This is a genomic window from Leclercia sp. GHBNCSD (genome assembly GCF_055805075.1).
Genome location: NZ_JBQVYO010000001.1, coordinates 405,014 through 431,469 on the forward strand (window position 1 = coordinate 405,014; position 26,456 = coordinate 431,469).

Below are 26,456 nucleotides of genomic sequence, written 5' to 3' on the forward strand. Positions count from 1 at the left end.
CTTGTAGGCCGGGTAAGGCTAAGCCGCCACCCGGCAAAATGCGGGCACCATGCCCGCTTAATCCGGTTGTAACGAACTGCCCACCCGCTTGTCTTTCAGGAAGACAAACATCAGCGCCAGCCACAGCAGGCCGTTTACCAGATTAAACAGGCTGAACAGCCCGTTGCCGCCGCTGCTGAAGGCGTGTTTGCTCACCTCAATGCCCACGGTAAAGATCAGCATCTGTAACATGCCCATCGCCGCCGACACCGTCCCTTTGCTCACCTCGCTGGCAAACAGCGTCAGACGCACCAGCCCGGCGTTTGCCAGCCCAATACCAAACGCGTAGATGCTGAGACCCGCGGTCATCCACAGGTAAGCGTGCGATGAGACGACCGTCGCCACCGCGGCCACCACCAGCCCAATCACGATCGGCCAGCCGCCCATAATAATCAGCGAGCGCACGGTACGGCGCGAGGTCAAACGGGCCAGCACGATATTACCCACAATCAGCGCACCAAAAATCGGCACCTGCAGCAGGCCATATTCGTAGCTGCTGAGGTTTTCGCCGCTGATGATGATCACCGGCGACTGGGCGATCCACGCCAGCAGCGGCAGGCAGACAAAGCCAATCGCCAGCGCCCCGGCCACAAAGCGACCGTTTTTCAGCACCTCTTTATAGTCGCGCCCCAGCTCCTGCAGTGAGAGCTTTTCGCCGATGCGGGTAGCCGTTTCGGGCATCGCCCGGTGCAGACCATAAAACGAGATGGCGGCCAACACGGCAAACAGCACAAACATCCCCTCCCATGGCGCGACGTGCACCCACGCCGCCCCTACCAGCGGGCCCAGCAGCGGCGCAATCAGCGCCACGTTAGCCATCAGGGCGGTGATTTTGATGCACACCGCCTCCTCAAACGACTCCTGGATGGCGGCGTACCCGACCGCGCCGATAAAGCACAGGCTGACCCCCTGTAAAAAACGCAGCACCATAAACTGCTCGATGGTTTGCGCCAGCAGGGTCGCCAGACAGGTGACGATAAACCACGCCACCCCGGTGAGCATCACCGGACGACGGCCAATACGGTCCGACAGCGGGCCGAGCAGCCACTGTAAAAACATCCCCCCCGCCAGGTAAGCGGTCATGGAGGTGGGCACCCACTCGATCCCGGCGTTGTACTGCGCCACTACGGCGAGCATGCCGGGCTGGATCATATCGTTACCGATATAGGTGGAGAATTCGTAAAGCACCAGGCACAGGGGGAACAACAACGCCTGACGCCCCAGGCGAGTGCCAGAAGAAGAACGGTTTAACATGGAGTCTCAATATCCGATAAAAAATCGCGCAGAGTGTAATGAAATGGCCGCGCCAGCGATAGCAGATTCACGCAGCAGTTCAGAAATAACGCACAAATCGCCGTCGTTTAAGGTTTCCTTAAGTTGGCATCCGTATGCTTAGGCTTTTCCAGTCATTGACCTTAATTATGACACAGATTTCCTCCGCTTCAGAATTGTCTAAGTTAAAGAGTTCTAAGACAAAACCCCTTTACCCTTTGCCGGTACGTTTTTATGTTAACCAGTTCATTGTGCTGCTGGTGCTGGCCGCGGTTTTTATCTGGCTTTCGCGGGATGAAACCCTCGACAGGGTGCTGACCGGCTACTGGTTTGATGCGGCGAGCCAACGCTTTCCGCTGCAGCAGAACGCGCTGCTCGATCTGCTCAATCATCGACTGGCGAAATACCTGACCATCACTCTGGCCGCCGGGATGCTGCTGTACGGTATCTGGCGACGCAACGCTCAGTGGGTGACCGGGGCGTTGCTGATGGGGCTTGGCACGGCGGTGGTGGGCATACTGAAAGCCACCAGCCATCACAGCTGCCCCTGGGACCTGATGGAGTACGGCGGCAAAGCGCTGTCCTATCCCCTGTTTGACGCCGCCCCTGCCGGCAGCGGCCCCGGGCGCTGTTTTCCGGGCGGGCACGCCTCAAGCGGCTTTATGGTGATGGGGCTGTTCTTCGCCTTCTGGCGTGAACGTCCGCGCCTGGCCTGGGGAATGGTCGCTGCGGGTATCGTGCTCGGGCTGGGGATGGGCTATGGCCAGGTGATGCGCGGTGCACATTTCTTCTCCCATAACCTGTGGGCAGGCTGGTGGGTGTGGTTTTCTCAGGTGGTGGCCTATGGCCTGGTGTCCGCCTGGTTTGCAAAAGAGTAACGAGGATATGTTAGAAGATCTGAACTACGGACTGTTTCATCTGATTAATGCCACACCTGCTTCAGCGGAGTGGAGCATTAATCTCGCCACCTTTGTGGCGAAAGACCTGATCAGCATCGTGCCGGCGCTGATTGCGATCCTCTGGCTATGGGGACCGCGCAAACAGGTGGGTGCCCAGCGCCAGCTGGTGATTAAAATTGCCATGGCGCTGGTGATCAGCCTGGCAGCGTCGTGGCTGCTGGGGCATCTCTTCCCTCATGACCGCCCGTTTGTCGATCGTGTCGGCTATAACTTCCTGCCTCACGCCGCAGACGACTCCTTCCCGAGCGATCACGGCACCGTCATTTTCACCTTTGCGCTGGCGTTCCTGTTCTGGCACCGCGTCTGGTCGGGCATCGTCTTAATGATGGTAGCCTGCGCTGTCGCCTGGTCCCGCGTCTATCTTGGCGTGCACTGGCCGATGGATATGCTGGGCGGGCTGATGGTCGGCTTGCTGGGCTGCCTGAGCGCGCAGATCCTCTGGAATCTGTGCGGTGACGTTATCTATCAACGTCTTTCGCAGCTTCACCGCTTCTGCTTTGCCCTGCCTATCCGTAAAGGCTGGATACGTGACTAAGTCGGGTTTAGCGAGTTAAACTTGAGCCCCCGGCGTAACGGGGGTTCATTTTTGGCTCCGAGGACCTATGGAAACACGACGTGACGAACGGCTGGCTCAACTGATTAATGCGCTTAAGCGCAGCGATAAATTGCATCTGAAAGAAGCCGCCGCGCTGCTGGGTGTCTCTGAGATGACCATTCGACGGGATCTCAACAGTGAAAGCGGCCCCGTAGTGCTGCTTGGCGGCTATATCGTCCTCGAACCCCGCAGCGCCAGCCACTATCTGCTGAGCGATCAAAAGACCCGTCTGGTGGAAGAGAAGCGCAAAGCCGCACGTCTGGCCGCCTCGCTGGTGCAGCCGCATCAAACGCTCTTTTTCGATTGCGGTACCACTACCCCCTGGATCATCGAAGCCATTGATAACGACCTGCCCTTTACCGGCGTCTGCTACTCCCTGAATACGTTCCTCGCCCTGCAGGAAAAACCGGGGTGCCGGGTGATCCTCTGCGGCGGCGAGTTCCACGCCAGCAATGCCATTTTCAAACCGCTCAATCTGCAGGACACGCTTAATAATCTCTGCCCGGATATCGCCTTTTACTCCGCGGCGGGTGTACATGTCCGTCAGGGCGCAACCTGCTTTAATCTGGATGAACTGCCGGTAAAACAGTGGGCGATGAGCATGGCTCAGTACCATGTACTGGTGGTGGATCACAGCAAGATAGGTAAAGTGCGCCCGGCGAGAATGGGCGAGCTGACCTGTTTTGATGCCATCGTGAGCGACTGCCGTCCGGATGAGGAATTGGTTGCTTATGCTAAGGCGCAGCAGATAAAGCTGATGTACTGAGTGGGGTTTACTGCCCGGCGGCGCTGCGCTTGCACGGGCCTACGATTCAGGCGTTTGGGCTGTTCATAGGCCGGGTAAGGCGAAGCCGCTACCCGGCGCTGTTTTATTTACTTAAACCAACCCCCAAACCATTCGTGGAATTTCATCATGACGAAATCCCACATCCGGCCAAAGAAGCCCCCCTCTTCCACCGCCTCCATCACAATCAGCGGACGCTGTTCGATGGATTTGCCGTTCAGCTGGAAGTCGATGGTACCGACCACCTGGCCTTTCTTCAGCGGCGCAGTGAGCTGTTTGTCGGTGAGGGTGTAGCTGGCCTTCAGGTTTTTCAGCTGGCCGCGCGGAATGGTCACGGAACCGCTCTCCCCGGCGCCGAGTTTAACCTCGCTCTTGTCGCCAAACCAGACGCGCTGGCTGACAAACGTCGCATCCGGCTTGATAGGGGTAACAGTTTCGAAGAAGCGGAAGCCCCAGGTCAGCAGTTTTTCCGACTCGTTAAAGCGGATGCGGTCGGTTTTGGTGCCCAGCACCACTGAGATCAGACGCATATCGCCCTGGGTCGCCGACGCCACGAGGTTGTAGCCAGCCCCCGCCGTGGTTCCGGTTTTCATCCCGTCAACGTTAAGGTTGCTGCTCCAGAGCAGGCGGTTACGGTTCGGCTGGCGGATTTTGTTGAAAGTAAACTCTTTCTCTTTGTGGATCGCATACTCTTCCGGCACGTCATGAATCAGTGCCTTACCGAGCAGGGCCATATCGCGGGCGGTACTGAACTGGCCCGGCGCATCCAGACCGTGAACGGTTTTAAAGGTGGTGTTGGTGAGGCCCAGTCGCTGGGCATAGCCATTCATCAAACCAATAAAAGAATCCTGACTGCCGGCCACATAATCGGCCAGCGCGATACAGGCATCATTTCCTGACTGAATGATTACCCCTTTGTTCAGGTCAGAAACCGCCACCTGATCGCCAGGCTTCAGGAACATGACCGAGGAGCCGCGCAGCGCCGGGTTACCGGTCGCCCAGGCATCTTTACCGATGGTCACCATGTCGGTGAGCTTGATTTTGCCCGCTTTCAGCGCCTGCCCTACCACGTAGCTGGTCATGATTTTGGTCAGGCTTGCAGGATCAAGTTTCTCGTCAGCGTTGCCCTCGGCCAGCACTTTACCGCTGGCGTAGTCCATCAGTATCCAGGCGCGCGCATCAACCGGCGGTGCCTCTGGCGCCGCCTGTTCCGCTGCGTACAGCGAAGGTGCAAAAAGGACCAGCAGCGCACTACCTGCTACCAGACCACGTAAATAAGAAGTTTTTCGCATCATGTTGCCACCCGAATGTCCATTCCAAAAATCACGTCATACCGCCGTGTCGCAAGAAACGTTGATTAATAACGTACTAATGGCTTTAAAAAAACTAAAACCTGGTAAACTTTTTTAAAGTTTACGCAATTACAATCCGATAAGCTTTGACCCCATCGATTTTTTTCGCCTCTGTTGCGTATTTGTTAGGTTTATCCCAACATGGAAGCCCTACACACGGATCTCATCCTGATATCGGCTTTAATTATAAGGGGTTATTATGATTACTTTGTGGGGCCGGAACAATTCAACGAACGTCAAAAAGGTGCTCTGGACGCTGGAAGAGCTCGATTTACCCTTCAACCAGATCATGGCGGGAATGCAGTACGGGGTGAATAAAGAGGCGGAGTATCTGGCGATGAATCCCAATGGCCTGGTACCGCTGCTGCGCGATGACGAAACCGATCTGACGCTGTGGGAGTCCAACGCTATTGTGCGCTACCTTGCGGCGCAATATGGACAGAACAGGCTGTGGATCGATGCCCCTGCGAAGCGTGCCGTGGGTGAGAAGTGGATGGACTGGGCTAACCAGACGCTCTCCCCCGCCCACCGGGTGATCCTGATGGGGCTGGTGAGAACCCCGGAAGCCGAACGTAACTATGCGGCGATTAACGCAGCAAAAGAGAGCTGCGAATCCCTGTTCGCCATGCTGGATGAGGCTCTCGCGACACAACCGTGGCTGTCGGGCGATGCGTTTGGCGTGGGGGATATCGCCGTCGCACCGTTTGTCTGGAACCTCACCAACGTCGATCTTGAGTGGACGCCGCGCCCCAATCTGGCGCGCTGGCTGACCAACCTGAGCGAGCGACCGGCATACCGCAACGTGGTGATGATCCCGGTCAGCTAAGCTATGTCCCGGACGGGCTGACCTTCAACAGCTGCCCGTCCGACTCATCGGTCAGCACGTATAAATAGCCATCCGGCCCGACCCGCACATCGCGCACCCGCTGATTGCGATCCCCCAGAATACGCCCCTCTTCCGTCACGCGATTGCCGTTAACGTTCAGCACAATCACATCTTTGTCTTTCAGCGCGCCGATAAAGAGTTTGTTCTTCCACTGCGGGAAAACATCGCTGTTGTAGAAGGCCATGCCGCTGAGGGCCGGGGACTGCTTCCAGACAAACAGCGGCGGCTCGGTGCCTGCCACCTGTTCACCCTTCGCTTCCGGTATCGGCAATCCGCTGTAGTTTATGCCGTGCGTCGCCAGCGGCCAGCCGTAGTTTTTGCCCTTTTCCGGAATGTTGATTTCATCGCCGCCGCGTGGGCCGTGCTCATTAAGCCACAGCGTATCGCTCCACGGATTCATCGCTAACCCCTGCGGGTTACGAATGCCATAAGACCAGATCTCGGGTCGTGCGCCCTGGCGGTTTACGAACGGATTATCGTCCGGTACGGCACCCTGGTCGGTGAGGCGCACCACTTTGCCCTGCAGCTTGTCCAGATCCTGGGCGGTGGGCCGCTGATTATTCTCCCCCAGGGCGATATAGAGATAGCCTTTCCCGTCGAACACCAGCCGGCCACCAAAGTGATTGCCTGTGGAGAGTTTTGGCTGCTGGCGGAAGATCACCTTGAAGCCCTCCAGCCGGGTATTGTCGTCGCTAAGACGGCCATACCCTACCGCGGTGCCCGCTTTAGCGTCATCCCCCGCTTCGGCATAGCTCAGCCAGACCCGGCGCGACGTGGCAAAATCAGGGGCCAGCGCCACGTCAAGCAACCCGCCCTGGCCGTTAGCCCAGACCTTTGGCACGCCGACGATGGGATCGGAGAGCCCTTTGCCCGCCTGCCAGCGCTTAAGCTGCCCGCCTTTCAGGGTGATCAACATCCCCTGATTATCCGGCAGGAACGCCAGCGCCCAGGGATGATCGAGTTTATTTTGCAGTACCGAAACCTTCACATCCGCAGGAGCCGCATACAGCGAGGCGGAGAGTAGCAACACTGGCAGGGAAATAAGCGAAGATCGACGCATAATGCACTCCTTTACAAGGTATGACTTAAAGGTAGCCACTCAGCGCAGGGGCATTATCACTTTTACAAAAGCTTAAGCAGTTGGGGGAGTTGCCTCCCCCGGGGTCAGCTCCGAATCAGCGGTGTATGCGATTTCAGATACTGGATGCAGAGAGTGAGATCGTTCAGACAGCTTTCCAGCTTCTCTGCGTTGACGGCGATGAACGTCGGGCAATCATGGTTGCCGGTCATCATACAGACGCCTGCGGTGGTGAGCGAACCGGCGGCACGATAGAGCATCGCCTGCTCCTCAGCATTGCAGTGCGCCCTCAGTTCAGGCGCTTTTTCACGCATGTAAGTACAAAGTTCAAAGAAATTGTCACGCAGATGGTCGCTTTCGCTGACTGACATATACCCCTTCGCTTTCCTTAACTGCAGATAGGCCGCGAGATCGATTCGGGCGTTGATCATCTTGTTAAGAAGATCGCGTTTTAGTCTGTCAACGGACATGCTTTTTTCCCCCTTGTCAGCCTTAGTACACTCTTAGATTATGTCTATTTTTTGCGCAGTTTAATGCGTCAGGTCAATAATCCACGGCGGATGACTGACATTTACAATGTTAAATTGTCCCGGATGGGTATCGCCAAAAACAGGCGGACCCGCAGGCGCTTAAATCCTTATTATTCTTCCAGTGCGCAATATCAGGCTACCTGCGTCTGCCGCTGCACAGATCGCTATAAATTCGCCGCGGAAATCTGTACAATCCCTGCCCTGATAACTCCATAACTGACTACTTTTTAATCTATGAGCAATGTTACGCACCAGCCGAAAATCGGCTTCGTCTCTCTGGGCTGCCCGAAAAACCTGGTGGATTCCGAACGTATCCTGACCGAGCTTCGCACCGAAGGCTATGACGTGGTACCAAGCTACGACAACGCCGATATGGTGATCGTTAACACCTGCGGCTTTATCGACAGCGCCGTACAGGAGTCTCTGGAAGCCATCGGTGAAGCACTCACCGAAAACGGCAAGGTGATTGTCACCGGTTGCCTGGGTGCCAAAGTCGATCAGATCCGCGAAGTCCACCCTAAGGTGCTGGAAATCACCGGTCCGCACAGCTATGAGCAGGTGCTGGAACATGTGCACCACTACGTGCCAAAACCAAAGCACAACCCGTTCCTGAGCCTGGTGCCGGAACAGGGCGTGAAGCTGACGCCCCGTCACTATGCGTACTTAAAAATTTCCGAAGGCTGCAACCATCGCTGCACCTTCTGCATTATCCCGTCGATGCGTGGCGATCTGGTGAGCCGTCCGATTGGCGAAGTGCTGGCCGAAGCCAAACGTCTGGCCGATGCGGGCGTAAAAGAGCTGCTGGTGATCTCTCAGGATACCTCCGCCTACGGCGTGGACGTGAAGCACCGCTCCGGTTTCCACAACGGCGAGCCGGTAAAAACCAGCATGGTCGGCCTGTGCGAACAGCTCGCTAAGCTGGGCATCTGGACCCGTCTGCACTACGTCTACCCTTACCCGCACGTGGACGACGTGATCCCGCTGATGGCGGAAGGCAAAATCCTGCCGTATCTGGATATCCCGCTGCAGCACGCCAGCCCGCGCATCCTGAAGCTGATGAAGCGTCCTGGCTCCGTTGACCGCCAGCTGGCGCGCATCAAGCAGTGGCGTGAAATCTGTCCGGATCTGACCCTGCGCTCCACCTTTATCGTCGGCTTCCCGGGTGAAACCGAAGAAGATTTCCAGATGCTGCTCGATTTCCTGAAAGAAGCCCGTCTGGATCGCGTGGGTTGCTTCAAGTACAGCCCGGTTGAAGGCGCGACCGCCAACGAACTGGCGGATCAGGTGCCGGAAGAGATCAAAGAAGAGCGCTGGAACCGCTTCATGCAGCTGCAACAGCAGATCTCTGCTGAACGTCTGCAGGAGAAAGTGGGCCGCGAAATTCTGGTGATCATCGACGAAGTGGATGAAGAAGGCGCCATTGGCCGCAGCATGGCCGACGCCCCGGAAATCGACGGTGCGGTCTACCTGAACGGTGAAACGAAGGTGAAACCGGGCGATATCGTGCGCGTGAAGGTTGAAAATGCTGACGAATATGACCTGTGGGGCAGCCGGGTTTAATCACACAGCTACATAGATTAAGGGGACGTCACGTCCCCTTTTTTATTGTGATTAATACTCAAACTGCCGGTAATAACGGCGGATATCCAGACTGTGGCCGGTGTAATGCTCGAAGTGGGCGGCAAGACGGTCCACCAGCAGGGTTGAGATGACGCACGGCGCCAGCAGCCAGCGGAACGCATCGTCAATGCCCGCCAGGGTGTAATCACGCGGATCAAACACCACCAGATTATCGGTAATTTTCGCCGCGAAACGTTCGACGCGGTCGTCCAGCGCCCGGCATTTGCCCTCGCCTTTGACCAGGAACAGCGGCACCTCTTTCTCCAGCAGCTCCAGCGTGCCGTGGAAAAACTCCGCAGACGAAACCGATTTGGTGCGCTTCCACTGCATCTCCTCCAGAATGCACATCGAGAAGAGATAGACTTCGCCCCACATCTCCGCGCCGCCAATCCACATCATATAATCGGCGGTATGGTATTTTTGCGCGATGGCATCCGCCTGTGGATCAAATTGCTTTTTGGCGTTAAGGAGATTCTCAGGTAACAGCTCCAGCTGGCTGGCAAAGCGGTCGTAATCCACGAATTCCCCGTTACGATGCAGTAAGCGGAAAAATACCCAGTAGAGCAGCATATATTCATATTCCACGCCGTTCTTGTGCCGCATCGGAATATGCCAGGTGGCGGCATTCGCCAGCGGTGAGTCGCTGTTTTTGGTGATCGCCACCACGCGGATCCCCTGCGCCTTGCACCATTCGGCAATCGCCACCGACTCTTTGGTATCCCCCGATTTCGAGAGGGTAATCACCACGGAATCTTTATTTAAGCGTTTATGTCCGGCATGAATTAATTCTGCCGCCTGTTCAAGGTAAACCGGTATTTCGGTTAATTCCCGGGCGAAGGCGTTAATGGCCATCATCGGCGCCAGCGATCCCCCTACCGAGGAGAAAAATAGCGTGCTGAAGCCCTGCTGATAAATATCGTCGGCGACCTGTTCCGCCTGTTTACGCGCAGCAACAATCTCACGAGCACTGGTCAGGTACTCGTCCTGATTAAAACCTAACATAGTTGTTCTCCTGCTATATTTTGCTTTTTAAAACCCGATCGAAGTCATCGAAGATACGCACCGAGAGATCGATGCCTTTGGCGCAGGCGGTACGCCAGGCCAGAATTTGCATGGGGACAATCAACAGCAGCGGCGAGAGCAGATGCGGCAGGCCGCAGTTCAGCGCCAGGGTATTTTCCTGCTCCTCGCCCGTCAGCGTCACCAGAAACGTCTGTTTAACCGCCGGGGCCATATAGTCCCTGAGCGCCCGCAGGCGTGGGTTTGGTGCATCCTCAATAAAGAACATCACATGCTCTGCGTTGGCCTCCAGATAGGGGCCATGCATGTAGGCTTCCAGCTCAAATCCGCCGGACGGCACCCGCACCGTTTCGGTGAACTTGGTTTCGAACTCCTTCGCCACCCCGGTCAGGGCCCCTTCGCCGATGGCAACAAAGCGTGTGCCCTCCCGAAGAGTGTGCTGATGGTGCGCGAAAAACGTCTCCGTGCGGGCGATGGTGTCGGGGATCGCCGTTGCAAGCTGGTGCAGCGCCTTCAGGTAGTCCTGTGCTTCCCGTTCATCAATCTGCTGTTGCGCCTGGGCAAGCGTGAGCGCAACCAGCAGCAGATTGAGCACCGTGGCGCTAAAGCCGCGGGTCACAAACCCCACCTTCTCGATCCCGGTATGGATATCCAGCACACGATCGCAGCGGCGGCCTATCGGGCTATCCGGGTCTGACGTCAGGGCGAACACCGGCAGCCCGGCGGCCTGCACTTTTTCCATCGCCGCCAGCGTCGAGGCGCTTTTTCCGCTCTGGGAGACCACCAGCACCATGTCGGTGTGCGGGTCGATGGCTTCATAATGCACAAAGTTGTACGGCTCCTTGATTTCCACCAGCAGGCCGAAGCGGTGTTCAAAGAAGTAGCGCGCGCACATCGCCGCATTGAGCGACGATCCGGTCGCCAGCACCAGCAGACGGCGTACCGGGTGCTGACGGGCAAAGGCCTCCAGCGATTCGAGATGAGCCGGATAGTGCCGGAGAATATTCTCCAGCGCCGCAGGCTGCTCCTCGATATAGGTCATCATTGTTGGTTGCATCGTTTTCTCCGCTTAAAACAGACCGATCCACGAACCCAGAATGCCCACCAGCGCCATGCCGCCGATGATGGTGAGCGGTTTTACCTTGCGCCCCAGCAGCCAGTAGACAATGCCGAAGCTGATAAGGGGCAGCAGACAAGGCATGATGTTGTCGATGATCCCCTGGACCTCGGTTTTCGCCTCTCCCGCGCCGAAGGAGACAGGGATAGTGATGTTGATCATCGAGGCGGCCATCGCCCCCACCACCATCAGCCCGATAATCGACGCCCCGTAGGTAAGGCTCTCCATCATCCCGCTCTTCTGCACCCGATGGAGCACCCCGGTGCCCAGCACGTATCCCCAGCGGGTAAAAAGCCAGCGCACCAGAATGTGCGGCACGTTAAACACCAGCAGGAACAGGATTGGCCCCAGGATGTTGCCCTGCAGCGCCAGGCTGGTGCCGATCCCGGTGGCGATCAGGCGCAGCGTCCCCCAGAAGAAGGAGTCCCCCAGCCCGGCCAGCGGCCCCATCAGCGACGCCTTCACGTTGTCGATTGCCGTGCCGTCCATCTCGTTTTGCTGGCTGTTTTTCTCCTCCATCGCCGTGGTGATGCCCAGCAGCAGCGTGACGATATGCGGCGTGGTGTTGAAGAACACCAGGTGGCGTTTTAGTGCCGCCGCCAGCGCGGCCTTTTGCGGATAGAGCTTTTTCAGCACCGGGATCAGGGCATAGACGAAGGCAAGGTTCATCTGCCGCTCATAGTTCCAGGAAAACTCCATCTGGAACGACCGCCAGAACACCCGGCGCAGATCGCGGGCGTTAATCGCGTTCTCATCCTGCGTCTCGGGCAGGGTCTCTTCAGAAATCTTCGTCGTCATCAGCGACTCCTTGATCGGTCGTTGTACGGGGAGCGTTAGGGGCGGTCATATTGACCATCACCACCGCCACAATGGCACCGAGAATGGCGATACCGGTGACGGGTATTTTCAGGTACGCCATCAGGGCAAAGCCGAGGAAGAAGAACGGGGCCACTTTTTTGTTGATCAACAGCCGGGCGAGCATGGCAAAGCCCAGCGCCGGAATGATCCCCGTCGCCACGCTTAACCCGTGCTTAATAAATTCCGGGATGGCATCCAGCAATGATTTCACCGCGCTGCTGCCCACCAGGAATGACACCGTCACCACCGCCGCCAGCATCAGCGACAGACCAAACCCGGCGATAAGGTGCATCCGCTCGATACCGCCGGTATCCGCCTGTTCGGCATAGCTGTCGGCCTTCTGGCTGAGCATGGGGATAAACATGCCGAGATAGACGTTTTTCAGCACCAGCGTCAGGGTGGCGATTGGCAGGCCGAGCAGCAGCGCCGTTTCCGTTCCCGCCCCGGAGGTGATGGCGAATGCCACGCCGAGCACCCCGCCGGTGACCACGTCCGGCGGGATCGACGCCCCCACCGAAAACGAGCCGATAAACGCCAGCTCGAGCGTCGCGCCCATCACCACCCCCGTCTGCACATCGCCCAACACCAGCCCGGTTAACAGGCCGGTGACAATGGGCCGGGAGAGCAGCGAGGTGCCGAGGGCATATTCAGACTGGGCGATAAACGCCACCAGTCCGAGTAAAAGTGCCTCTACCATAGTGAGTCCTCATGAATTACAGCGTTTCGGCTAATAACTGCTTGCGATCGTTCGGCACCTGGCGTATTTCGACTTCAATACCGTTGCCGACCAGTTGAGTAAGTTTTTCTATTTCGTCCGGCAGCAAATTAATGGCCTTAGAGATATTGCGCGCCCCCTCTTTCGCTTTAATGCCGCCAAGATTAATGCTTTTAATACCGTCCACCGCCGAAGCTAAACGCCAGGCATCGTCTACGGACTCCACAACGATAAAAAGATGATATTTATCGGTGACGCCGCTTTTAATGGCTTCAATGGAGTCGTTGATATTTTTAATCACCAGCTTCACCGCGGGCGGTTTTGCCAGCTTGATGGTCGTTTTACGTAATTCATCATTGGGCACACTGTCGTTGGCAATTAATATGCAATCCGCCCCGACATACTGGGTCCAGGAAAAGGCGACCTGTCCGTGTAATAATCGGTGGTCAACGCGTAATAACGTAATCATTATTCTTCCTCTCGATCAGAAGTCTTTATCCGCCTGCAGCGCACTGGCAATAGACTGGTTGCAATACTGAATACTCTCTCTGGAACTGAATAACGCTTCGTGAATTAATTTCTCGCTATCCTGCTCATCCGCTGAAATCAGCAAGCCGATCACCAACGGGAGATTGAGGCCTGCGATCAAATGAAAATTTGGCCGGTGCAAAAAGCGGATAAATTCGTTGTTGACGCTACCGGCAAAAATATCGGTGATCGCAATCACCTCATCCTCTTCGGGCAGGCTGGCGAGTAAGGTTTCTACCTGCTCGGTTAAATCGCGGTTCTCGTCGACGTAGGCGCAGAGCGTATGGATGTCCTGCTGCTTGCCGAGGATCAGCTCAACCGAATCGAGTAACCCGCGGGCAAAGGTGCCGTGACTGGCAAAAATGTAATGTCGTTTCATCCTGTCCTCGAAAGCTCATTCCACTGTGCAGCGATGTGCTAAACAGAGAGTGCAACCCACGTGCCAGAAAAAGTGGCGCGTGGGAGGAGAGAAGGATGGGAGGGTTTAAAACTCTTGATCTGCCTGAATAAATTCCGTATCCAGGGTCAGAATATTGTGGATATAACAGAGCTCGACGACGGGGATTTTGACACTATAACTGCTCTCAATGACACTAAAGGCCTGGCGCAGCAGCGCCAGCTCGCTTTCAGGACACTGTTGTCCGGCATAGGTGGAAGGTGACGCGTTGCGGATGAGCCGCTCGATCAGACAGCTAATGTGCACATAGAGCGCCACCTTGCGTTCGTTTGGTACCTGGTAGCCAGCCAGATGCTCATAGCGAAAGACAAACTGCTCCACCTGGTTAATCACTTTGGTGGTATCCAGAATGGTGACCGACTCAATCACCCGCCGCAGGGAGAAGTTCTTCAGCAGCAGATTGTTAATCTCGTCCACCTGCTCCTGGGTGGCAATGTCACCAAAGATGCGCATCAGCGGTCGCGTCCCCTCCCCGGCAATCAGCGAATCCAGCGAGATCCACGGCACAGCGGGCACCTGTGGATCGAAGGTGCCGACAATCGCCAGTATGTCGTAGCGGTTGAAGGCCACCGTCCGCTCCTGGGGGGCGCTGAGCATCTCGTAATCGCAGGCGATCACCTCTATCCCCAGCGCCTCCGGGATGCTGGCCTTCAGCAGATGACAGAGATTGGCCGCCGCGCCGATTCCGGTGATGCAGGTGGTGAGGATCACCCGGGGTTTACTGGCCTGCGGCCAGAAGATCTGGTGCTCCACCGGTAAATCCGCGCCAACCTCCTGAGCAATCGCTTCAATGTGGTGCCCTTGCAGGATCCGCTCTCCGACATAGAGCGCCATGCTGGTGGAGACGTTATTCACAATCGCCACCGGGGTCGAGAGGCGACGCTGAAAGTGGCTATGGATAGCATTAAGCGACCCCATATCCACCAGGATCATCAGCCCAGACGTCACGGCGTTACTTTCGATGTAGTGCATGACCTGCTGGGCAATCGCCTCCGGCGTAACGTCGAGGGGCATGTCGAAGGATTCAAAAACGGTCTGTTTCAGTAAGCGATTCGCCACGTTAGCAATACTGCTGGCGGTGGCGTAGCCGTGGGCCAGGATCACCGCCCGCGTCACCTGGGATTGACTTACCGCCCCGGCTTTATGTAGCCACAGCACCAGCAGCAGGGCATCGATGCGCTGGGCGTCGATATCGAGTTTTTGCGTCAGGGCGGCGATCATCGCCTGGCAAAAACGGTACAGCTGGGGGTACTTTTGCGCCAGGAAATCATCCAGCAGACGGACACGCTCCTGGCTCAGGGCCGAGAGCCCCCCATGGGCGCGATGCACAAGATAGTGGCTCAGGGCGTAGATCCCATTGCCGTTAAACTGCACGTTAAACTGCTGCTCCAGGCGGTAAAACGCCTCCCGCACCTGCTGGGTGGTGAGCTGCAACAGTGGCGAGGCGGTAGTCTCGCGATGATGGAACACCAGCCTGTCGAACAGGGTTTCGATCTCTTCCCCCATCCGCCGGTGCACATCCTCCCAGTCTGACCGACCGGCGATCACCTCTTCGTACAGAGCCAGCACCTGACACTGGGTGTCATGGATCAACCCCTGGGTCCGGTCGTGGGCGCGGAGCAGCCACAGCAGGTTGGTCTGCGGCGCTATCGTCAGCGGCTCTTCCACCACGGGCGCATCGCTCAGCGTCGGGATGGCAGCCAGCACCTTCTCCGGCAGATCCTGAAGGGTAACGCTAATTGTCTCCTGCCCCCGCTGCCTGGCCCATGCCGCGGCGACCGCATACTTAACCACGTTTTTCAGCTCGCCCACGTTACCGCGATAAAGGACGTGGAGAAGCACCTGGCGCAGTCGGGGCGTAAGAGTCAGGGGAACATCCAGCTTCTTCGCTTCCCGCCAGAAGAACTGAAGGATCAACGCCTCTTTTTCCTGGCGGGAACGCGCGTTAAGGTCGGGCAGCGTGACCAGAATGGGGATACGCCGCAGGAAGGTGGTTAAGAAGGTGCTGTGCAGATCCTCGGTAGTGGCAAAGACCAGCCGGGTGGTGATGGGACGACCCTGGGCGGTTTCCCCCACCCGGTAGATCTCCTTGCGATCGAGCCAGGTAAAGAGTTTCTCCTGGCCTTCGGCATTCAGGCGATGCACTTCGTCGAGAAACAGCATTCCGCCGTCGGCGGCCTCAAAGGCCCCCTGCCTGTCGGTCTGCGCGCCGGTAAAAGCCCCTTTCACATAGCCAAACAGGTTTGCCGCCAGCAGCTCCGGGTTGCTGGCGTACTGGGCGCAGTTGAAGCTGACAAAGGGGGCATCATCCGCCAGTAGCCCCTGCGAGATGGCGTAGGCATGCATCAGGTTCGCCATATAGCTTTTGCCGGTGCCGCTCTCCCCGGTGATCAGCAGCGGCAGACCACCATCGGGGTAAAAGAGCGCCGTTTTCAGCTGGGCAATGGCCTTCTTCAGGCTGCCATCATGACCGATCAGCAGCGAAAAGTGATCCGGGGGCGCCTGTTCACTGGTGCCGTCGTTAAGCAGCTGCGCAATGCTGTCGTATTCGTTACCTGACAGAGGGGAGAACTGCTGGCTGAAGGCTTTCTTGTGCAGGAAGTAGACCGGCCGGGTATTGATTTTAACCAGCTCGCCCTGCGCTACCAGCTGGTTCAGATAGTGGCTGGCGGTGTTGCGTTTGAGATCAAACCGCTCTGCCAGATAGCTGGCGGTAAAGACCTCACTCAGGTTTTGCGGGTCAAAAAAATCGGTCTGGTTGGCCAAAAAGCTCAGGATTTCATTACGCATGGCTTATCCCACAACTGGAGTGTCATGGGGATATGATGCCCGCAAATGCGCGGGCGGAGGGAACGCGACGGCGGGTTATGTGCGCTTTTGTGGAGGAGTGCACAGAATGCCAGCGGGGGGAACAATGCCCAGGCCGGGTAGATTTACATCTTTTCTGAAGGCGCCTCGCAGGATTGAATTCTGCGCTATTTCCCTGCTTTAACCGTGCCTGTTTGCGGCGTAGGGTGTTTGTACGCCAATAACATTAAACCGAATCGGGTTATGACCGTTTTCTCTCACGACAACGTGAGAAGATGACAGCTAAGGAAGGCTGATGAAATGCGCAATTTATCGCTCCAGGAAATACACGAGCAGTGCCTTAACACTACCCAAAAAATCATACAGGGTTTCGGTTGGGGCAGCATTGTAGTCAGCGCGTTAAGTCAAACAGACAAAAATTATCTTCATAAAGAGAGCGATAACGCTGTTCTCAACTGGCGATGAGGGATGGAGCATTATCATGGAAGCGCCAACGATGACGGCATTTTAGATATCAGCCTAAAAAGTACGAAGGCTAACGATCCCGGCGCCCTGCATGCAGCGATAATTTGCAAATATGATGCTCGCCGGGAAGAGTTCGCCATTTGTATGCTGGAAAATCTGATAACTGATGAACACTCCGCACTTACAGGCAACGTCTTTATCATTGCACTGGTCTATTCGACAATATTTTGCAGCATGATGGAACTTGAGGATGTGGTTATAGAAAATCCATTGGAGGAGATAAAACCACGATATCGAGCATATGGGTTCTCACACGTTTTTTACGCACCCAATAAAATGTCTTCTTCAGTAGCAGATATTCAGGCAATGATTCGACGTAAAGTGATGAGTATGACCTGACATAAAAATGGACTGTTTGTCAGGCAAAGACGACCGCTGTAAACTCAGATGCAATGGTCAAAAACTAACCGGGAGAGGTTATGATCAAGCAAAACAAAAAAATTGATTCCACCAAAGCGATGGCTGCGGCCCAACGCGCCGCAGACTTCTGGGCAACGATTGACGGCAACAAACTTGCACAAGTAGGCCAGCGTGAAAAAGAGAGGGATCTCGTGGGTCCAACAAAGAAGGCTGAATACGTCAAATTAGGCTAAGGGATTTCCTCTCATTCCAGCCCTCTCTCTAAAGAGAGGGGCTGACTATGCACCGAGTTAGATCGTAATCCGGTAGCGAACGTAATCATCCACCGTGGCCAGCTTGTCATAGAGCGCCCGGGCCGGATTGCCCTCCCGGGTCACCCAGTAGACCTTCGACCAGCCCTTATTCCGGGCCTCAGCAATAATGGCTTCGATCAGCGCCCTGCCCGCCCCTTTGCCGCGCGCCGCGTCATCCACAAACAGATCTTCCAGATAACACAGCGGCTGGGTTACCCAGGTGCCTTCATGCAGCACGCAGATGGCAAAACCCACTACACCCTGTTCCGTTTCTGCCAGTCGGCAAAACAGTCCCGAATCCGGGGATAATACCCGGCGCCAGGTCGCCAGCGTCACCGCCTCATCCAGCGCGGTGCCGTAAAAATCGAGATAGCCTTGCCACAGCGCTAACCATGCTGCGTAATCTTCCGCTTTCGCTTCACGCACCTTAATCATTGATGTGATCCTTGATGTGTCTGATATCTCCCGATGATAACAAGGATTGTCTGGAAGCTGCCGTAATCATTCTGAAACAGCCCTCCCTCCGGGGATGGCTTCGCTGAACCAGGCTACCTTTATAGCTATCCACATCACCGGAGAAAACAATGAAAGTCTTAATGGTTCTCACCTCTCACAGTGAACTGGGCAATACCGGCAAGAAAACCGGCTTCTGGCTGGAGGAGTTTGCCGCCCCCTATTACGTCTTCAAAGACGCAGGTGCCGAGGTGGTGCTGGCTTCCCCGGCGGGCGGCCAGCCGCCACTGGATCCCAAAAGTGATTCCGCCGATTTTCAGACCGAACTGACCCGGCGCTTCAAAGCCGATCCGGCGGCCCAGCGCGAGCTCGCCAATACCCTGAAGCTCGACAGCGTGCGTCAGGACGATTTTGATGCCGTCTTCTATCCGGGCGGCCACGGCCCGCTGTGGGATCTGGCCGAATCCCAGACCTCCATCTCCCTGATTGAAGCCTTCACCCGCGCGGGTAAACTCACCGGCTTCGTCTGCCATGCTCCGGGCGTTCTGCGCCATGTGAAGGCCGCCTCTGGCGAGCCGCTGGTCAAGGGCCGTCAGGTGACCGGTTTTACCAATGGCGAAGAGGCCGACGTCGAGCTGACCGACATCGTTCCTTTCCTGGTGGAAGATGAGTTGATCGCCCTGGGTGCGAACTACCAGAAAGGCCCGAACTGGGGATCCTTTATTGTCGAAGACGGCCAGTTGATCACCGGGCAGAACCCGGCAAGCTCCGAAGAGACGGCCAAAGCGCTGGTTGCTGCGCTGCGCTAACTCCCCACCCGGCCGCTGGCCGGGCTTTTCGCCTGCGTGAACCGCAAAGAGTGTTAAATGCAAAACAGTTTCAGGCTGTTAAGATTTTGCGCTTCACACGGGAGAACGCATGAACACCATTATTGACCTGTTTAACGACCATAAAAGCGAGCGCAGCTTTACCGATCAAGCCATCGATGACACCACGCTCGAACGCATTATCAGCACTGCTTACCGTGCTCCTACCTCCGTCCATTCCCAGCAGGTGTCGGTTATTGTCACGCGCGATGCCGAAAAGCGGGCGCAAATTTCACAGATCGCCGGCGGCCAGCCGTGGATTGCCAAAGCCCCGGTGTTTATCACCTTTGTGCTGGATATGTACAAAACCGAGGTTGGCATGAAGCTGGCGGGTAACGAGCAGGTGGCGCACCAGAGTATCGAAAGCCTGGTGGCAGGCGCGACCGACGTGGGCATTGCCCTGGGCTCGGTGATGGCGGCGGCCCGTTCTGAAGGGCTGGGGATTGTGCCGATTGGCGGGATCCGTCTGAAGCCGCAAGAGCTGATTGAACTGCTTGAGCTACCGGAACACACCTTCCCGGTCGCGGGCGTGGTGATTGGTCATGTCGATGTGCCATCCCATCACAAACCGCGTCTGCCGCTGGAGACCTTCCGCCACGACGAAGCCTATGTCACCGACGGGCTGGAAGCGAAAATCACCCGCTACAACCAGCAGATGACCGAACACTGGCAGGCGATTAACCGTACCGACGGCGAAACCTGGAGTGAAAGCGTGAGCGGTTATTACCAGCACATTTACTTCCCGGACGTACTGCCAGCCCTGATTAAGCAGGGCTTCGGCGTCGACAAGTAATCTCTGCCCTTGCCCGGCGGCGCTGCGCTTGCGCGGGCCTACGGGTTAAATGCCGTTTGTAGGCCGGGTAAGCGTCAGCGCCACCCGGCATAAATGCGAGCACCCGATCACCCCTTAATGCGCGGGTCCAGCGCGTCCCGCAGTCCATCACCCAACAGATTAAACGCCAGCACGGTGAGGAAGATCGCCATGCTCGGGAACAGCGCCACGTGCGGAGCAATCACCATATCGGCCCGCGCCTCGTTAAGCATTGCGCCCCATTCCGGGGTGGGCGGCTGGGCGCCTAAGCCGAGGAACGACAGGCTGGCGGCGGAGATAATCGACACCCCAATACGCATGGTGAAATAGACCACGATGGAGGAGACGGTGCCCGGCAGGATGTGATTAAACAGAATCGTGGTGTCGCTGGCGCCGATACTGCGCGCCGACTCGATAAAGGTCTGCTGTTTCAATACAAGGGTATTGCCGCGCACCAGACGGGCGAAGGCCGGAATGGAGAAGATCGCCACGGCGATAATCACGTTGGCCATGCCGTTGCCCATCACCGCCACCACCGCAATCGCCAGCAGAATGCCGGGGAAGGCAAAGAGCACATCACAGATGCGCATGATAATCCGGTCCCACCAGCCCTCATAGTAGCCCGCCAGCAGGCCCAGGACCGTACCGATGGCCGCGCCAATCAGCACCGCAAACACGCCCGCCGCCAGCGAAATCTGCGCCCCCATCAGCACCCGGCTGAAGATATCACGCCCCAGCGAGTCCACGCCGAACCAGTGCATCATTGATGGCCCCTCGTTCAGACGGTCGTAATCGAAATAGTTTTCCGCATCGAACGGGACGATCCACGGTGCCAGTATCGCCACAAGGATCAGCATCAGCACGAACAGCCCGGCGGCGATCGCCACCGGCTGCTTACGAAAACGTCGCCAGAATTCATGCCACGGGGTGCGGATCTGATCCGGTTTGAGCCCCGGCATCGCCTTTAACATGGCCTGCCGGCGCCAGTTTAACAGTCGCATCTTACTTATACCTGATAGCCGGATTAATGGCGGCATACAGGACATCCACCACTAAGTTGATAAGAATAAACTCCAGCGAAAAGAGCAGCACTTCCGCCTGGATCACCGGGTAGTCGCGCATGTCGACAGAATCGACCAACAGGCGCCCAAGCCCCGGCCAGTTGAAGACCTTTTCCACCACGATGGAGCCGCCGAGCAGAAAACCGAACTGTAGTCCCATCATCGTGACCACCGGGATCATCGCATTGCGCAGGCCGTGCTTGAGGATCACCCACCTCTCGCTCACCCCCTTCGCCCGGGCGGTGCGCATATAGTCTTCATTCAGCACATCCACGAACGAGGCGCGGGTGAAGCGGGCCATCACTGCCGCCACCGCCGCGCCGAGCGTCAGCGAAGGCAGGATGTAGTGCCGCCAGCTGTCCGCACCCACGGTGGGCAGCCAGCCCAGCTCCACGGAAAAGATCTGCATCAGCAGCATCCCCAGCGCAAAGGCCGGGAAGGAGATGCCGGTCACCGCCAGCGCCATACCCAGCCGGTCCGGCCAGCGGTTACGCCACACGGCTGCCACAATCCCGGCCATCAGGCCAAACAGCACCGCCCAGGCCATGCTGGCGAGGGTCAGCCAGAAGGTGGGCATAAAGCGGCTGGCGATCTCCGCGGAAACGGGCCGACGGGAGACCATCGAGGTACCAAAATCCCCCTGCAGGACGTTGGTGATGTAGTGCCAGAACTGCCGGTAAAGCGGCTGATCCAGCCCCAGTTGCTTACGCACCAGCTCAATGACCGTGGCATCCGCTTCCGGACCGGCAATCAGCCGCGCCGGATCGCCTGGCAGCAGATGCACAAATAAAAAGACCAGCACCGCGACAATCAGCAGCGTCGGGATCAGGCCAAGCAGGCGTTTAATCACATAATTCAGCATGCACATTCCTCTCATCCCGCAGGGGCATGCCTGCGGGAATGAGTGCTCTATTTCAGATCCGCGTCGTCAAAGCTAAAGCCGGTATCCGGCATGATGTAGAACCCGGTCAGCGCCTTGTTATGCGCCGAAACCAGTTTCTCGACCACTAACGGCACCCACGGCGACTCCTTCCAGATGGTATCCTGCGCGTCCTTATACAGTTTCGCTTTCTCTTCCGGCTGGGTGGTTTTCAGGGCATCCGTCAGATCTTTATCCACCTGCGGATTGCTGTAAAACGCGGTATTGAACAGCGTTGGCGGCCAGTTTTGCGAGGCGAACAGCGGCGACAGCGCCCAGTCGGCTTCGCCGGTAGAGGCCGACCAGCCGGTGTAGAACATCCTCACCCCGCTCTCTTTCTGCCCTTTGCCTTCCACTTCGGCGGCACGCTGTCCGGCATCCATTGCCGTCACCTTCACCTTAATGCCCACCTGCGCCAGCTGCTGCTGGGTAAACTGCAGCACCTTCTGGGCGGTGCTGTGATTGTGCGACGACCACAGGGTAGTGCTGAAGCCATTCGGGTAGCCAGCCTCTTTCAGCAGCGCGCGCGCTTTTGTCGGATTGTATTCCCACGGATGGTACTGCTGGGAATAGGCGATGGTGGGCGGCACGACCCCGGTTGCCGGAGTGGCATAGCCCGCAAAGGCCACCTTCACCAGCGCCTCGCGGTTGATGGCGTAGTTGATCGCCTCGCGCACTTTCGGGTTATCGAACGGCTTTTGCGTCACGTTCATGCTGATGTAGCGCTGCATAATGGACGGGCTGGCGACCAGCTCCAGCTTGCTGTTTTTGCCGAGCAGCGCCGCCTGCTCATAGGGGATCGGGAAGGCAAACTGCGCTTCGCCGGTCTGCAGCATCGCCGCGCGGGTGTTGTTATCCACCACCGGACGCCAGGTGATGGTGTCCAGCTTCGGCAGCCCCTGCTGCCAGTAACCGTCAAACTTCTTCACCTTCACAAAGTCGGTCTGGTTCCAGGTCACCAGCTCATACGGCCCGGTACCCACCGGATGGAAGCCAATCTCTTTGCCATACTTTTTCAGCGCCGCCGGGGAGATCATCGCCGTGGCCGGGTGCGCCAGAATGTTGATAAAGGCGGAGAACGGTTCCTTGAGAGTGATTTTTACCGTGGTGGGATCGACGGCTTCGGTGCTGGCTATATTTTTATAGAGGTTGTAGCGCTTGAGGCTGTTGTCCGGGTTGCTGGCGCGATCGAGGTTGACCTTTACCGCTTCCGCGTTGAAGTCGGTGCCGTCCTGGAACTTCACCCCGCTGCGCAGCTTGATGGTGTAGACCAGCCCGTCATCAGAGACGGTGTAGCTCTCGGCGAGTACGTTTTTCAGCTGCATCTCTTTATCGAGGCCGAACAGCCCCTGATAAAACGACTTCGCCACCTGCTGGGAGAGCGTGTCGTTGGCATCATAGGGATCGAGGGTAGTGAAATTGGAGGCCACCGCCACGACCACATCTTTTGCTGCGAAGGCCGGCGTGGCCGCGAGGGCCGCCGTTACGCTCGCGGCTAACAGCCATCTGCGAGCAACAAATTTTGTCATGTTCTTCTCCTGTTGTTCCCTGCTGTCTTAAGTTATAAACGCGAAAAAGCATTGTCCTGACGCGGCGGCGCGACGAAATGGCCGGGGCTGACCTCCCGCAACGCCACGCGCTCGATGGGTTCTCCCCGCTGGCGAATGTTGCCCGGCAGCTCGTCCTGCAGCAGCACCCGTCGGGCCTGCCGGTGAGCCGGATCGGCCACCGGTACCGCCGCCATCAGTTTGCGGGTGTAAGGGTGCTGCGGATTTTCAAACACCGCCCGCCGCGGGCCAATCTCGACAATCTGCCCGAGGTACATCACCGCCACCCGGTGGCTGATGCGCTCCACCACCGCCATATCGTGGGAAATAAACAGAAAGGCGATGCCCATCTCGCGCTGTAAATCGAGCAGCAGGTTTATGATCTGCGCCCGGATGGAGACATCCAGCGCCGAGACGGACTCGTCGGCAATCACCACCTTCGGGTTCAGCGCCAGCGCGCGGGCAATACAGATCCGCTGCCGCTGGCCGCCGGAAAATTCATGGGGATAGCGCCAGGCATGTTCCGGTTTGAGACCCACGCGCTCCAGCAGCCACGCCACCCGCCGCTGGGCGGCATCCCCGTCCAGCAGGTTATGCACCCGCAGCGGCTCCATAATCGAATAGCCCACCGTCTGGCGGGGATCGAGGGAGGCGTAGGGATCCTGGAAAATAAACTGAATATCCCGCCGCAGGGGTTGCAGCTTCCCGGCCGGCAGGGTGTCGATGCGCTCACCGTTAAAGGTGATGGTGCCCTCCTGGGCCTCCACCAGCCGCAGTAGCGCCCGGCCGGTGGTCGATTTGCCGCTGCCGGATTCGCCCACCAGCGACAGCGTTTCGCCGGGCCATAAATCGAAACTGACGCTCTCCACCGCGTGGACTTCGCGCCTGACGCGGTTAAACAGGCCGCCGCGCAGGGGAAAGCGGGTTACCAGGTCGCGCACCTGTAAAATGGGCTCGCCGGGCACCACGGTATCCTGCTCGGTTTCGGCCTCCTGATGGCCGGGTTCGGCAAGGGAGATCAGCGGAAAACGCCGGGGCAGATCGCTGCCGTTCATCGCCCCCAGACGTGGCACCGCGGCCAGCAGCGCCTTCGTATAGGGGTGCTCAGGGGCATGGAAAACCTGCTCCACAGTGCCGGTTTCAACCGCCTCGCCCTGATACATCACCAGCACCCGATCGGCGATATCCGCCACCACGCCCATGTCGTGGGTGATAAAGATCACCCCCATCTCCATCTCCTCCTGCAACACCTTGATGAGCTGCAGGATCTGCGCCTGGATGGTGACGTCCAGCGCGGTGGTCGGTTCATCGGCAATCAGCACCGCCGGGCGACAGGAGAGCGCCATGGCGATCATCACCCGCTGGCGCATGCCGCCGGAAAGCTGGTGCGGATAACGCGACAGCACGGCGTCGGCCTCCGGGATCCGTACCTGCTCCAGCATGCGCCGGGCTTCGGCCAGCGCCCCATCGCGGTTCAGACCCTGATGCAGGCGAATGGATTCGGCGATCTGCTCCCCCACCGGAAAAACCGGATTGAGGGAGGTCATCGGCTCCTGGAAAATCATGGCGATATCCGCGCCGCGCACGCTGCGCATCTGGGAGGGGTTCAGGGCGGTGAGATCGCTCACCTGGCCATTGCGACGGCGCAGCAGCAGGCTATCGCACGCCACCTGCCCGCCGGACTGTTCAATCAGGCGCATCAGCGACAGCGCGGTCACCGATTTACCGGAACCGGACTCACCGACAATCGCCAGCGTCTCGCCGCGTTTTAGCGAAAAAGAGAGGTGTTTAACCGCCGGGATCGACTGACGGTTGTCGGAAAAGGCAACGTTCAGGTTGTGTACCGCCAGCACCTGCTGACTGTCCAGTTCATCACTGTGCGGCATGCCTCTCCCCCTTATTCACGGTAAATCCCGGTGCTCGGCGTATCGCCTGCGTATCCCCAGGCACGGTACATGCCCTCACTGTTAAACGGTAGTGCCACATTGCCCTCGCGATCGATGGCAATCAGCCCGCCGCTGCCCTCCAGCGCCGGGAGTTTTTCCATTACCACCCGCTCGCAGGCTTCTGCCAGGCTTAAGCCGCCGTAATCCATCAGCGCGGCAATGTCATAGGCCGCCAGGGTGCGGATAAACACCTCCCCGGTACCGGTACAGGAGACCGCCACGCTGGCGTTATTGGCGTAGCAGCCTGCACCGGGCAGCGGGCTGTCGCCCACCCGGCCAGGCAGTTTATTGGTCATTCCCCCGGTGGAGGTGGCCGCAGCCAGATTCCCCGCTTTATCCAGCGCGACGGCGCCCACGGTCCCCATTTTGCTCGCCTCGTCCAGCGGGGCGGCGTGGTCGAGCCGGGTTTCACCCGCCCCGCGGGCCGCCAGCAGCTGCTGATAGCGCTCCGGGGTAGAGAAAATCTCCGGCGACACCGCCTCCATGCCGTGGGCAAAGGCGAATTTCTCGGCGCCCTCCCCAACCAGCAGCACGTGCGGGCTCTGCTCCATCACCAGACGGGCGGCCAGCACCGGGTTGCGCAGATGACTGACCCCGGCCACGGCGCCCGCTTTCAGGCTAATGCCGTCCATCACGCAGGCATCCAGCTCGTGGGTTTCATCCCGGGTGAATACCGCGCCAATCCCGGCGTTAAACAGCGGGCACTCCTCCAGCAGGCGTACCGCCTCGGTAACCACATCCAGCGCGCTTTCGCCCGCCTCCAGCATCCGCTGGCCGGTTTCCACAATCGATGAGAGCGCCTCAACGTAACGCCTCTCCTGCTCCTGACTAAGCTGCGCGCGGGTGATAGCCCCGGCGCCGCCGTGGATTGCGATGACTGCCTTCCCCATCTACTTTACCTTTGGGCACGTAATGGCCGCTTTTTTTATAAATATCATTATCGTGGCTGACAATTCATATAATTTTTGAATATAGAAAGACGTCACCGTGATGTAAAGGGTAAGCCCATGGTGTCATACAGTTAACGGCACTTTTCTGCCATAATGGCCGCCTTCGT

At 57.7% G+C, this 26,456-nt stretch carries 26 protein-coding genes; 9 read left to right on the forward strand and 17 right to left on the reverse strand.

The features are described 5' to 3' along the window. Positions 1–57 precede the first annotated feature (57 nt). A complete protein-coding gene (locus tag ACT3IC_RS02040; protein ID WP_103178842.1) occupies positions 58–1,293 on the reverse strand; it encodes an MFS transporter in 1,236 nt (411 codons plus the stop codon). 167 nt (positions 1,294–1,460) lie between these two features. Between ACT3IC_RS02040 and ACT3IC_RS02045 the strand changes: the two genes are divergently transcribed. From ACT3IC_RS02045 to deoR, 3 genes are all read left to right on the forward strand, one after another. Beyond that, a complete protein-coding gene (locus ACT3IC_RS02045; RefSeq protein WP_290511848.1) occupies positions 1,461–2,189 on the forward strand; it encodes a phosphatase PAP2 family protein in 729 nt (242 codons plus the stop codon). Positions 2,190–2,196: 7 nt separating this feature from the next. Then, on the forward strand, positions 2,197–2,805 hold the full coding sequence (ybjG, locus tag ACT3IC_RS02050; RefSeq protein WP_156654169.1) for an undecaprenyl-diphosphate phosphatase: 609 nt from the start codon (positions 2,197–2,199) through the stop codon (positions 2,803–2,805). A 67-nt stretch (positions 2,806–2,872) separates the two neighbouring features. Continuing rightward, complete coding sequence (gene deoR / locus ACT3IC_RS02055) at positions 2,873–3,631, forward strand: DNA-binding transcriptional repressor DeoR (RefSeq protein WP_103823460.1); 759 nt, start codon at positions 2,873–2,875, stop codon at positions 3,629–3,631. A 107-nt stretch (positions 3,632–3,738) separates the two neighbouring features. Here deoR and dacC read toward each other — a convergent pair whose 3' ends face one another. After that, complete coding sequence (gene dacC / locus ACT3IC_RS02060) at positions 3,739–4,944, reverse strand: serine-type D-Ala-D-Ala carboxypeptidase (protein ID WP_103178834.1); 1,206 nt, start codon at positions 4,942–4,944, stop codon at positions 3,739–3,741. 256 nt (positions 4,945–5,200) lie between these two features. Between dacC and ACT3IC_RS02065 the strand changes: the two genes are divergently transcribed. After that, positions 5,201–5,827: a glutathione S-transferase family protein gene (locus ACT3IC_RS02065; RefSeq protein WP_103178833.1), complete on the forward strand. Its 627-nt coding sequence runs from the start codon at positions 5,201–5,203 to the stop codon at positions 5,825–5,827. Between the two features lies 1 nt (position 5,828). Here the strand turns inward: ACT3IC_RS02065 and ACT3IC_RS02070 are convergent, their stop codons facing one another. Further along, on the reverse strand, positions 5,829–6,947 hold the full coding sequence (locus ACT3IC_RS02070; protein ID WP_473476002.1) for a PQQ-dependent sugar dehydrogenase: 1,119 nt from the start codon (positions 6,945–6,947) through the stop codon (positions 5,829–5,831). A 104-nt stretch (positions 6,948–7,051) separates the two neighbouring features. Beyond that, positions 7,052–7,435, reverse strand: coding sequence for a biofilm formation regulator BssR (bssR, locus tag ACT3IC_RS02075; RefSeq protein ID WP_103178831.1), 384 nt, complete (start codon positions 7,433–7,435; stop codon positions 7,052–7,054). Positions 7,436–7,729: 294 nt separating this feature from the next. On the opposite strand from bssR, the gene rimO reads away from it, so the two are divergent. Further along, complete coding sequence (gene rimO / locus ACT3IC_RS02080) at positions 7,730–9,055, forward strand: 30S ribosomal protein S12 methylthiotransferase RimO (protein ID WP_159339239.1); 1,326 nt, start codon at positions 7,730–7,732, stop codon at positions 9,053–9,055. A 51-nt stretch (positions 9,056–9,106) separates the two neighbouring features. Here rimO and ACT3IC_RS02085 read toward each other — a convergent pair whose 3' ends face one another. The 7 genes from ACT3IC_RS02085 to ACT3IC_RS02115 all read right to left on the reverse strand — a co-directional run bounded on the left by ACT3IC_RS02085 (position 9,107) and on the right by ACT3IC_RS02115 (position 16,600). Further along, a complete protein-coding gene (locus tag ACT3IC_RS02085) occupies positions 9,107–10,117 on the reverse strand; it encodes an SIS domain-containing protein (RefSeq protein WP_156654162.1) in 1,011 nt (336 codons plus the stop codon). 13 nt (positions 10,118–10,130) lie between these two features. Then, complete coding sequence (locus tag ACT3IC_RS02090) at positions 10,131–11,192, reverse strand: SIS domain-containing protein (RefSeq protein ID WP_156654161.1); 1,062 nt, start codon at positions 11,190–11,192, stop codon at positions 10,131–10,133. 12 nt (positions 11,193–11,204) lie between these two features. Beyond that, positions 11,205–12,050, reverse strand: coding sequence for a PTS system mannose/fructose/sorbose family transporter subunit IID (locus ACT3IC_RS02095; protein WP_103178827.1), 846 nt, complete (start codon positions 12,048–12,050; stop codon positions 11,205–11,207). After that, positions 12,031–12,807 (reverse strand): PTS mannose/fructose/sorbose/N-acetylgalactosamine transporter subunit IIC, encoded by a 777-nt coding sequence (locus tag ACT3IC_RS02100; protein WP_156654160.1) that lies wholly within the window; start codon positions 12,805–12,807, stop codon positions 12,031–12,033. Before ACT3IC_RS02100 ends, ACT3IC_RS02095 begins: the two co-directional genes overlap by 20 nt. Positions 12,808–12,823: 16 nt before the next feature. Beyond that, positions 12,824–13,294 carry a PTS sugar transporter subunit IIB gene (locus tag ACT3IC_RS02105; RefSeq protein ID WP_103178825.1) on the reverse strand — a complete coding sequence of 157 codons (471 nt, stop codon included), beginning with the start codon at positions 13,292–13,294 and terminating at the stop codon, positions 12,824–12,826. Between the two features lie 15 nt (positions 13,295–13,309). Next, positions 13,310–13,732, reverse strand: coding sequence for a PTS sugar transporter subunit IIA (locus ACT3IC_RS02110; protein WP_156654159.1), 423 nt, complete (start codon positions 13,730–13,732; stop codon positions 13,310–13,312). Between the two features lie 105 nt (positions 13,733–13,837). Further along, positions 13,838–16,600: a sigma-54-dependent transcriptional regulator gene (locus tag ACT3IC_RS02115; protein ID WP_159339240.1), complete on the reverse strand. Its 2,763-nt coding sequence runs from the start codon at positions 16,598–16,600 to the stop codon at positions 13,838–13,840. A 486-nt stretch (positions 16,601–17,086) separates the two neighbouring features. Here ACT3IC_RS02115 and ACT3IC_RS02120 point away from each other — a divergent pair, with 486 nt between their 5' ends. Further along, positions 17,087–17,482, forward strand: coding sequence for a hypothetical protein (locus ACT3IC_RS02120; RefSeq protein ID WP_473476011.1), 396 nt, complete (start codon positions 17,087–17,089; stop codon positions 17,480–17,482). Between the two features lie 80 nt (positions 17,483–17,562). Beyond that, a complete protein-coding gene (locus ACT3IC_RS02125) occupies positions 17,563–17,736 on the forward strand; it encodes a hypothetical protein (protein ID WP_168192009.1) in 174 nt (57 codons plus the stop codon). 57 nt (positions 17,737–17,793) lie between these two features. On the opposite strand, the gene ACT3IC_RS02130 is transcribed toward ACT3IC_RS02125, so the two are convergent. Beyond that, positions 17,794–18,231: a GNAT family N-acetyltransferase gene (locus tag ACT3IC_RS02130; protein ID WP_103178821.1), complete on the reverse strand. Its 438-nt coding sequence runs from the start codon at positions 18,229–18,231 to the stop codon at positions 17,794–17,796. Between the two features lie 149 nt (positions 18,232–18,380). On the opposite strand from ACT3IC_RS02130, the gene ACT3IC_RS02135 reads away from it, so the two are divergent. Together ACT3IC_RS02135 and ACT3IC_RS02140 are read left to right on the forward strand one after the other, a co-directional pair. Further along, entirely contained in the window at positions 18,381–19,058 is a 678-nt protein-coding gene (locus ACT3IC_RS02135; RefSeq protein WP_159339242.1) for a type 1 glutamine amidotransferase domain-containing protein, read from the forward strand. Between the two features lie 109 nt (positions 19,059–19,167). After that, complete coding sequence (locus ACT3IC_RS02140; RefSeq protein ID WP_159339243.1) at positions 19,168–19,908, forward strand: nitroreductase family protein; 741 nt, start codon at positions 19,168–19,170, stop codon at positions 19,906–19,908. A gap of 107 nt (positions 19,909–20,015) precedes the next feature. Here ACT3IC_RS02140 and gsiD read toward each other — a convergent pair whose 3' ends face one another. From gsiD to iaaA, 5 genes are read right to left on the reverse strand one after another with little or no spacing between them, the layout of a single operon-like run. Beyond that, positions 20,016–20,927 (reverse strand): glutathione ABC transporter permease GsiD, encoded by a 912-nt coding sequence (gene gsiD / locus ACT3IC_RS02145; RefSeq protein ID WP_103178818.1) that lies wholly within the window; start codon positions 20,925–20,927, stop codon positions 20,016–20,018. Position 20,928: 1 nt separating this feature from the next. Then, positions 20,929–21,849: a glutathione ABC transporter permease GsiC gene (gene gsiC, locus ACT3IC_RS02150; RefSeq protein ID WP_103178817.1), complete on the reverse strand. Its 921-nt coding sequence runs from the start codon at positions 21,847–21,849 to the stop codon at positions 20,929–20,931. A gap of 47 nt (positions 21,850–21,896) precedes the next feature. Next, positions 21,897–23,435: a glutathione ABC transporter substrate-binding protein GsiB gene (gene gsiB / locus ACT3IC_RS02155; protein WP_214421762.1), complete on the reverse strand. Its 1,539-nt coding sequence runs from the start codon at positions 23,433–23,435 to the stop codon at positions 21,897–21,899. Between the two features lie 32 nt (positions 23,436–23,467). Further along, the gene (gene gsiA / locus ACT3IC_RS02160; RefSeq protein WP_325940375.1) at positions 23,468–25,339 is read right to left on the reverse strand and encodes a glutathione ABC transporter ATP-binding protein GsiA; all 1,872 of its coding nucleotides are present in this window, start codon (positions 25,337–25,339) and stop codon (positions 23,468–23,470) included. Between the two features lie 11 nt (positions 25,340–25,350). Then, the gene (gene iaaA, locus ACT3IC_RS02165; protein WP_156654153.1) at positions 25,351–26,289 is read right to left on the reverse strand and encodes a beta-aspartyl-peptidase; all 939 of its coding nucleotides are present in this window, start codon (positions 26,287–26,289) and stop codon (positions 25,351–25,353) included. Positions 26,290–26,456 lie beyond the last annotated feature (167 nt).

What these genes read in the sequence shown, in the direction of transcription:
- ACT3IC_RS02130 (WP_103178821.1), bottom strand. Translation starts at nt 18,231, where the DNA reads ATGATTAAGGTGCGTGAAGCGAAAGCGGAAGATTACGCAGCATGGTTA.
- gsiA (WP_325940375.1), bottom strand. Translation starts at nt 25,339, where the DNA reads ATGCCGCACAGTGATGAACTGGACAGTCAGCAGGTGCTGGCGGTACAC.
- ACT3IC_RS02115 (WP_159339240.1), bottom strand. Translation starts at nt 16,600, where the DNA reads ATGCGTAATGAAATCCTGAGCTTTTTGGCCAACCAGACCGATTTTTTT.
- ACT3IC_RS02045 (WP_290511848.1), top strand. Translation starts at nt 1,461, where the DNA reads ATGACACAGATTTCCTCCGCTTCAGAATTGTCTAAGTTAAAGAGTTCT.
- bssR (WP_103178831.1), bottom strand. Translation starts at nt 7,435, where the DNA reads ATGTCCGTTGACAGACTAAAACGCGATCTTCTTAACAAGATGATCAAC.
- gsiB (WP_214421762.1), bottom strand. Translation starts at nt 23,435, where the DNA reads ATGACAAAATTTGTTGCTCGCAGATGGCTGTTAGCCGCGAGCGTAACG.
- ACT3IC_RS02070 (WP_473476002.1), bottom strand. Translation starts at nt 6,947, where the DNA reads ATGCGTCGATCTTCGCTTATTTCCCTGCCAGTGTTGCTACTCTCCGCC.
- ACT3IC_RS02105 (WP_103178825.1), bottom strand. Translation starts at nt 13,294, where the DNA reads ATGATTACGTTATTACGCGTTGACCACCGATTATTACACGGACAGGTC.
- ACT3IC_RS02040 (WP_103178842.1), bottom strand. Translation starts at nt 1,293, where the DNA reads ATGTTAAACCGTTCTTCTTCTGGCACTCGCCTGGGGCGTCAGGCGTTG.
- gsiC (WP_103178817.1), bottom strand. Translation starts at nt 21,849, where the DNA reads ATGCTGAATTATGTGATTAAACGCCTGCTTGGCCTGATCCCGACGCTG.
- ACT3IC_RS02065 (WP_103178833.1), top strand. Translation starts at nt 5,201, where the DNA reads ATGATTACTTTGTGGGGCCGGAACAATTCAACGAACGTCAAAAAGGTG.
- deoR (WP_103823460.1), top strand. Translation starts at nt 2,873, where the DNA reads ATGGAAACACGACGTGACGAACGGCTGGCTCAACTGATTAATGCGCTT.
- ACT3IC_RS02125 (WP_168192009.1), top strand. Translation starts at nt 17,563, where the DNA reads ATGATCAAGCAAAACAAAAAAATTGATTCCACCAAAGCGATGGCTGCG.
- gsiD (WP_103178818.1), bottom strand. Translation starts at nt 20,927, where the DNA reads ATGCGACTGTTAAACTGGCGCCGGCAGGCCATGTTAAAGGCGATGCCG.
- ACT3IC_RS02090 (WP_156654161.1), bottom strand. Translation starts at nt 11,192, where the DNA reads ATGCAACCAACAATGATGACCTATATCGAGGAGCAGCCTGCGGCGCTG.
- ACT3IC_RS02100 (WP_156654160.1), bottom strand. Translation starts at nt 12,807, where the DNA reads ATGGTAGAGGCACTTTTACTCGGACTGGTGGCGTTTATCGCCCAGTCT.
- ybjG (WP_156654169.1), top strand. Translation starts at nt 2,197, where the DNA reads ATGTTAGAAGATCTGAACTACGGACTGTTTCATCTGATTAATGCCACA.
- rimO (WP_159339239.1), top strand. Translation starts at nt 7,730, where the DNA reads ATGAGCAATGTTACGCACCAGCCGAAAATCGGCTTCGTCTCTCTGGGC.
- ACT3IC_RS02085 (WP_156654162.1), bottom strand. Translation starts at nt 10,117, where the DNA reads ATGTTAGGTTTTAATCAGGACGAGTACCTGACCAGTGCTCGTGAGATT.
- ACT3IC_RS02120 (WP_473476011.1), top strand. Translation starts at nt 17,087, where the DNA reads ATGGAGCATTATCATGGAAGCGCCAACGATGACGGCATTTTAGATATC.
- ACT3IC_RS02110 (WP_156654159.1), bottom strand. Translation starts at nt 13,732, where the DNA reads ATGAAACGACATTACATTTTTGCCAGTCACGGCACCTTTGCCCGCGGG.
- iaaA (WP_156654153.1), bottom strand. Translation starts at nt 26,289, where the DNA reads ATGGGGAAGGCAGTCATCGCAATCCACGGCGGCGCCGGGGCTATCACC.
- ACT3IC_RS02135 (WP_159339242.1), top strand. Translation starts at nt 18,381, where the DNA reads ATGAAAGTCTTAATGGTTCTCACCTCTCACAGTGAACTGGGCAATACC.
- ACT3IC_RS02095 (WP_103178827.1), bottom strand. Translation starts at nt 12,050, where the DNA reads ATGACGACGAAGATTTCTGAAGAGACCCTGCCCGAGACGCAGGATGAG.
- ACT3IC_RS02140 (WP_159339243.1), top strand. Translation starts at nt 19,168, where the DNA reads ATGAACACCATTATTGACCTGTTTAACGACCATAAAAGCGAGCGCAGC.
- dacC (WP_103178834.1), bottom strand. Translation starts at nt 4,944, where the DNA reads ATGATGCGAAAAACTTCTTATTTACGTGGTCTGGTAGCAGGTAGTGCG.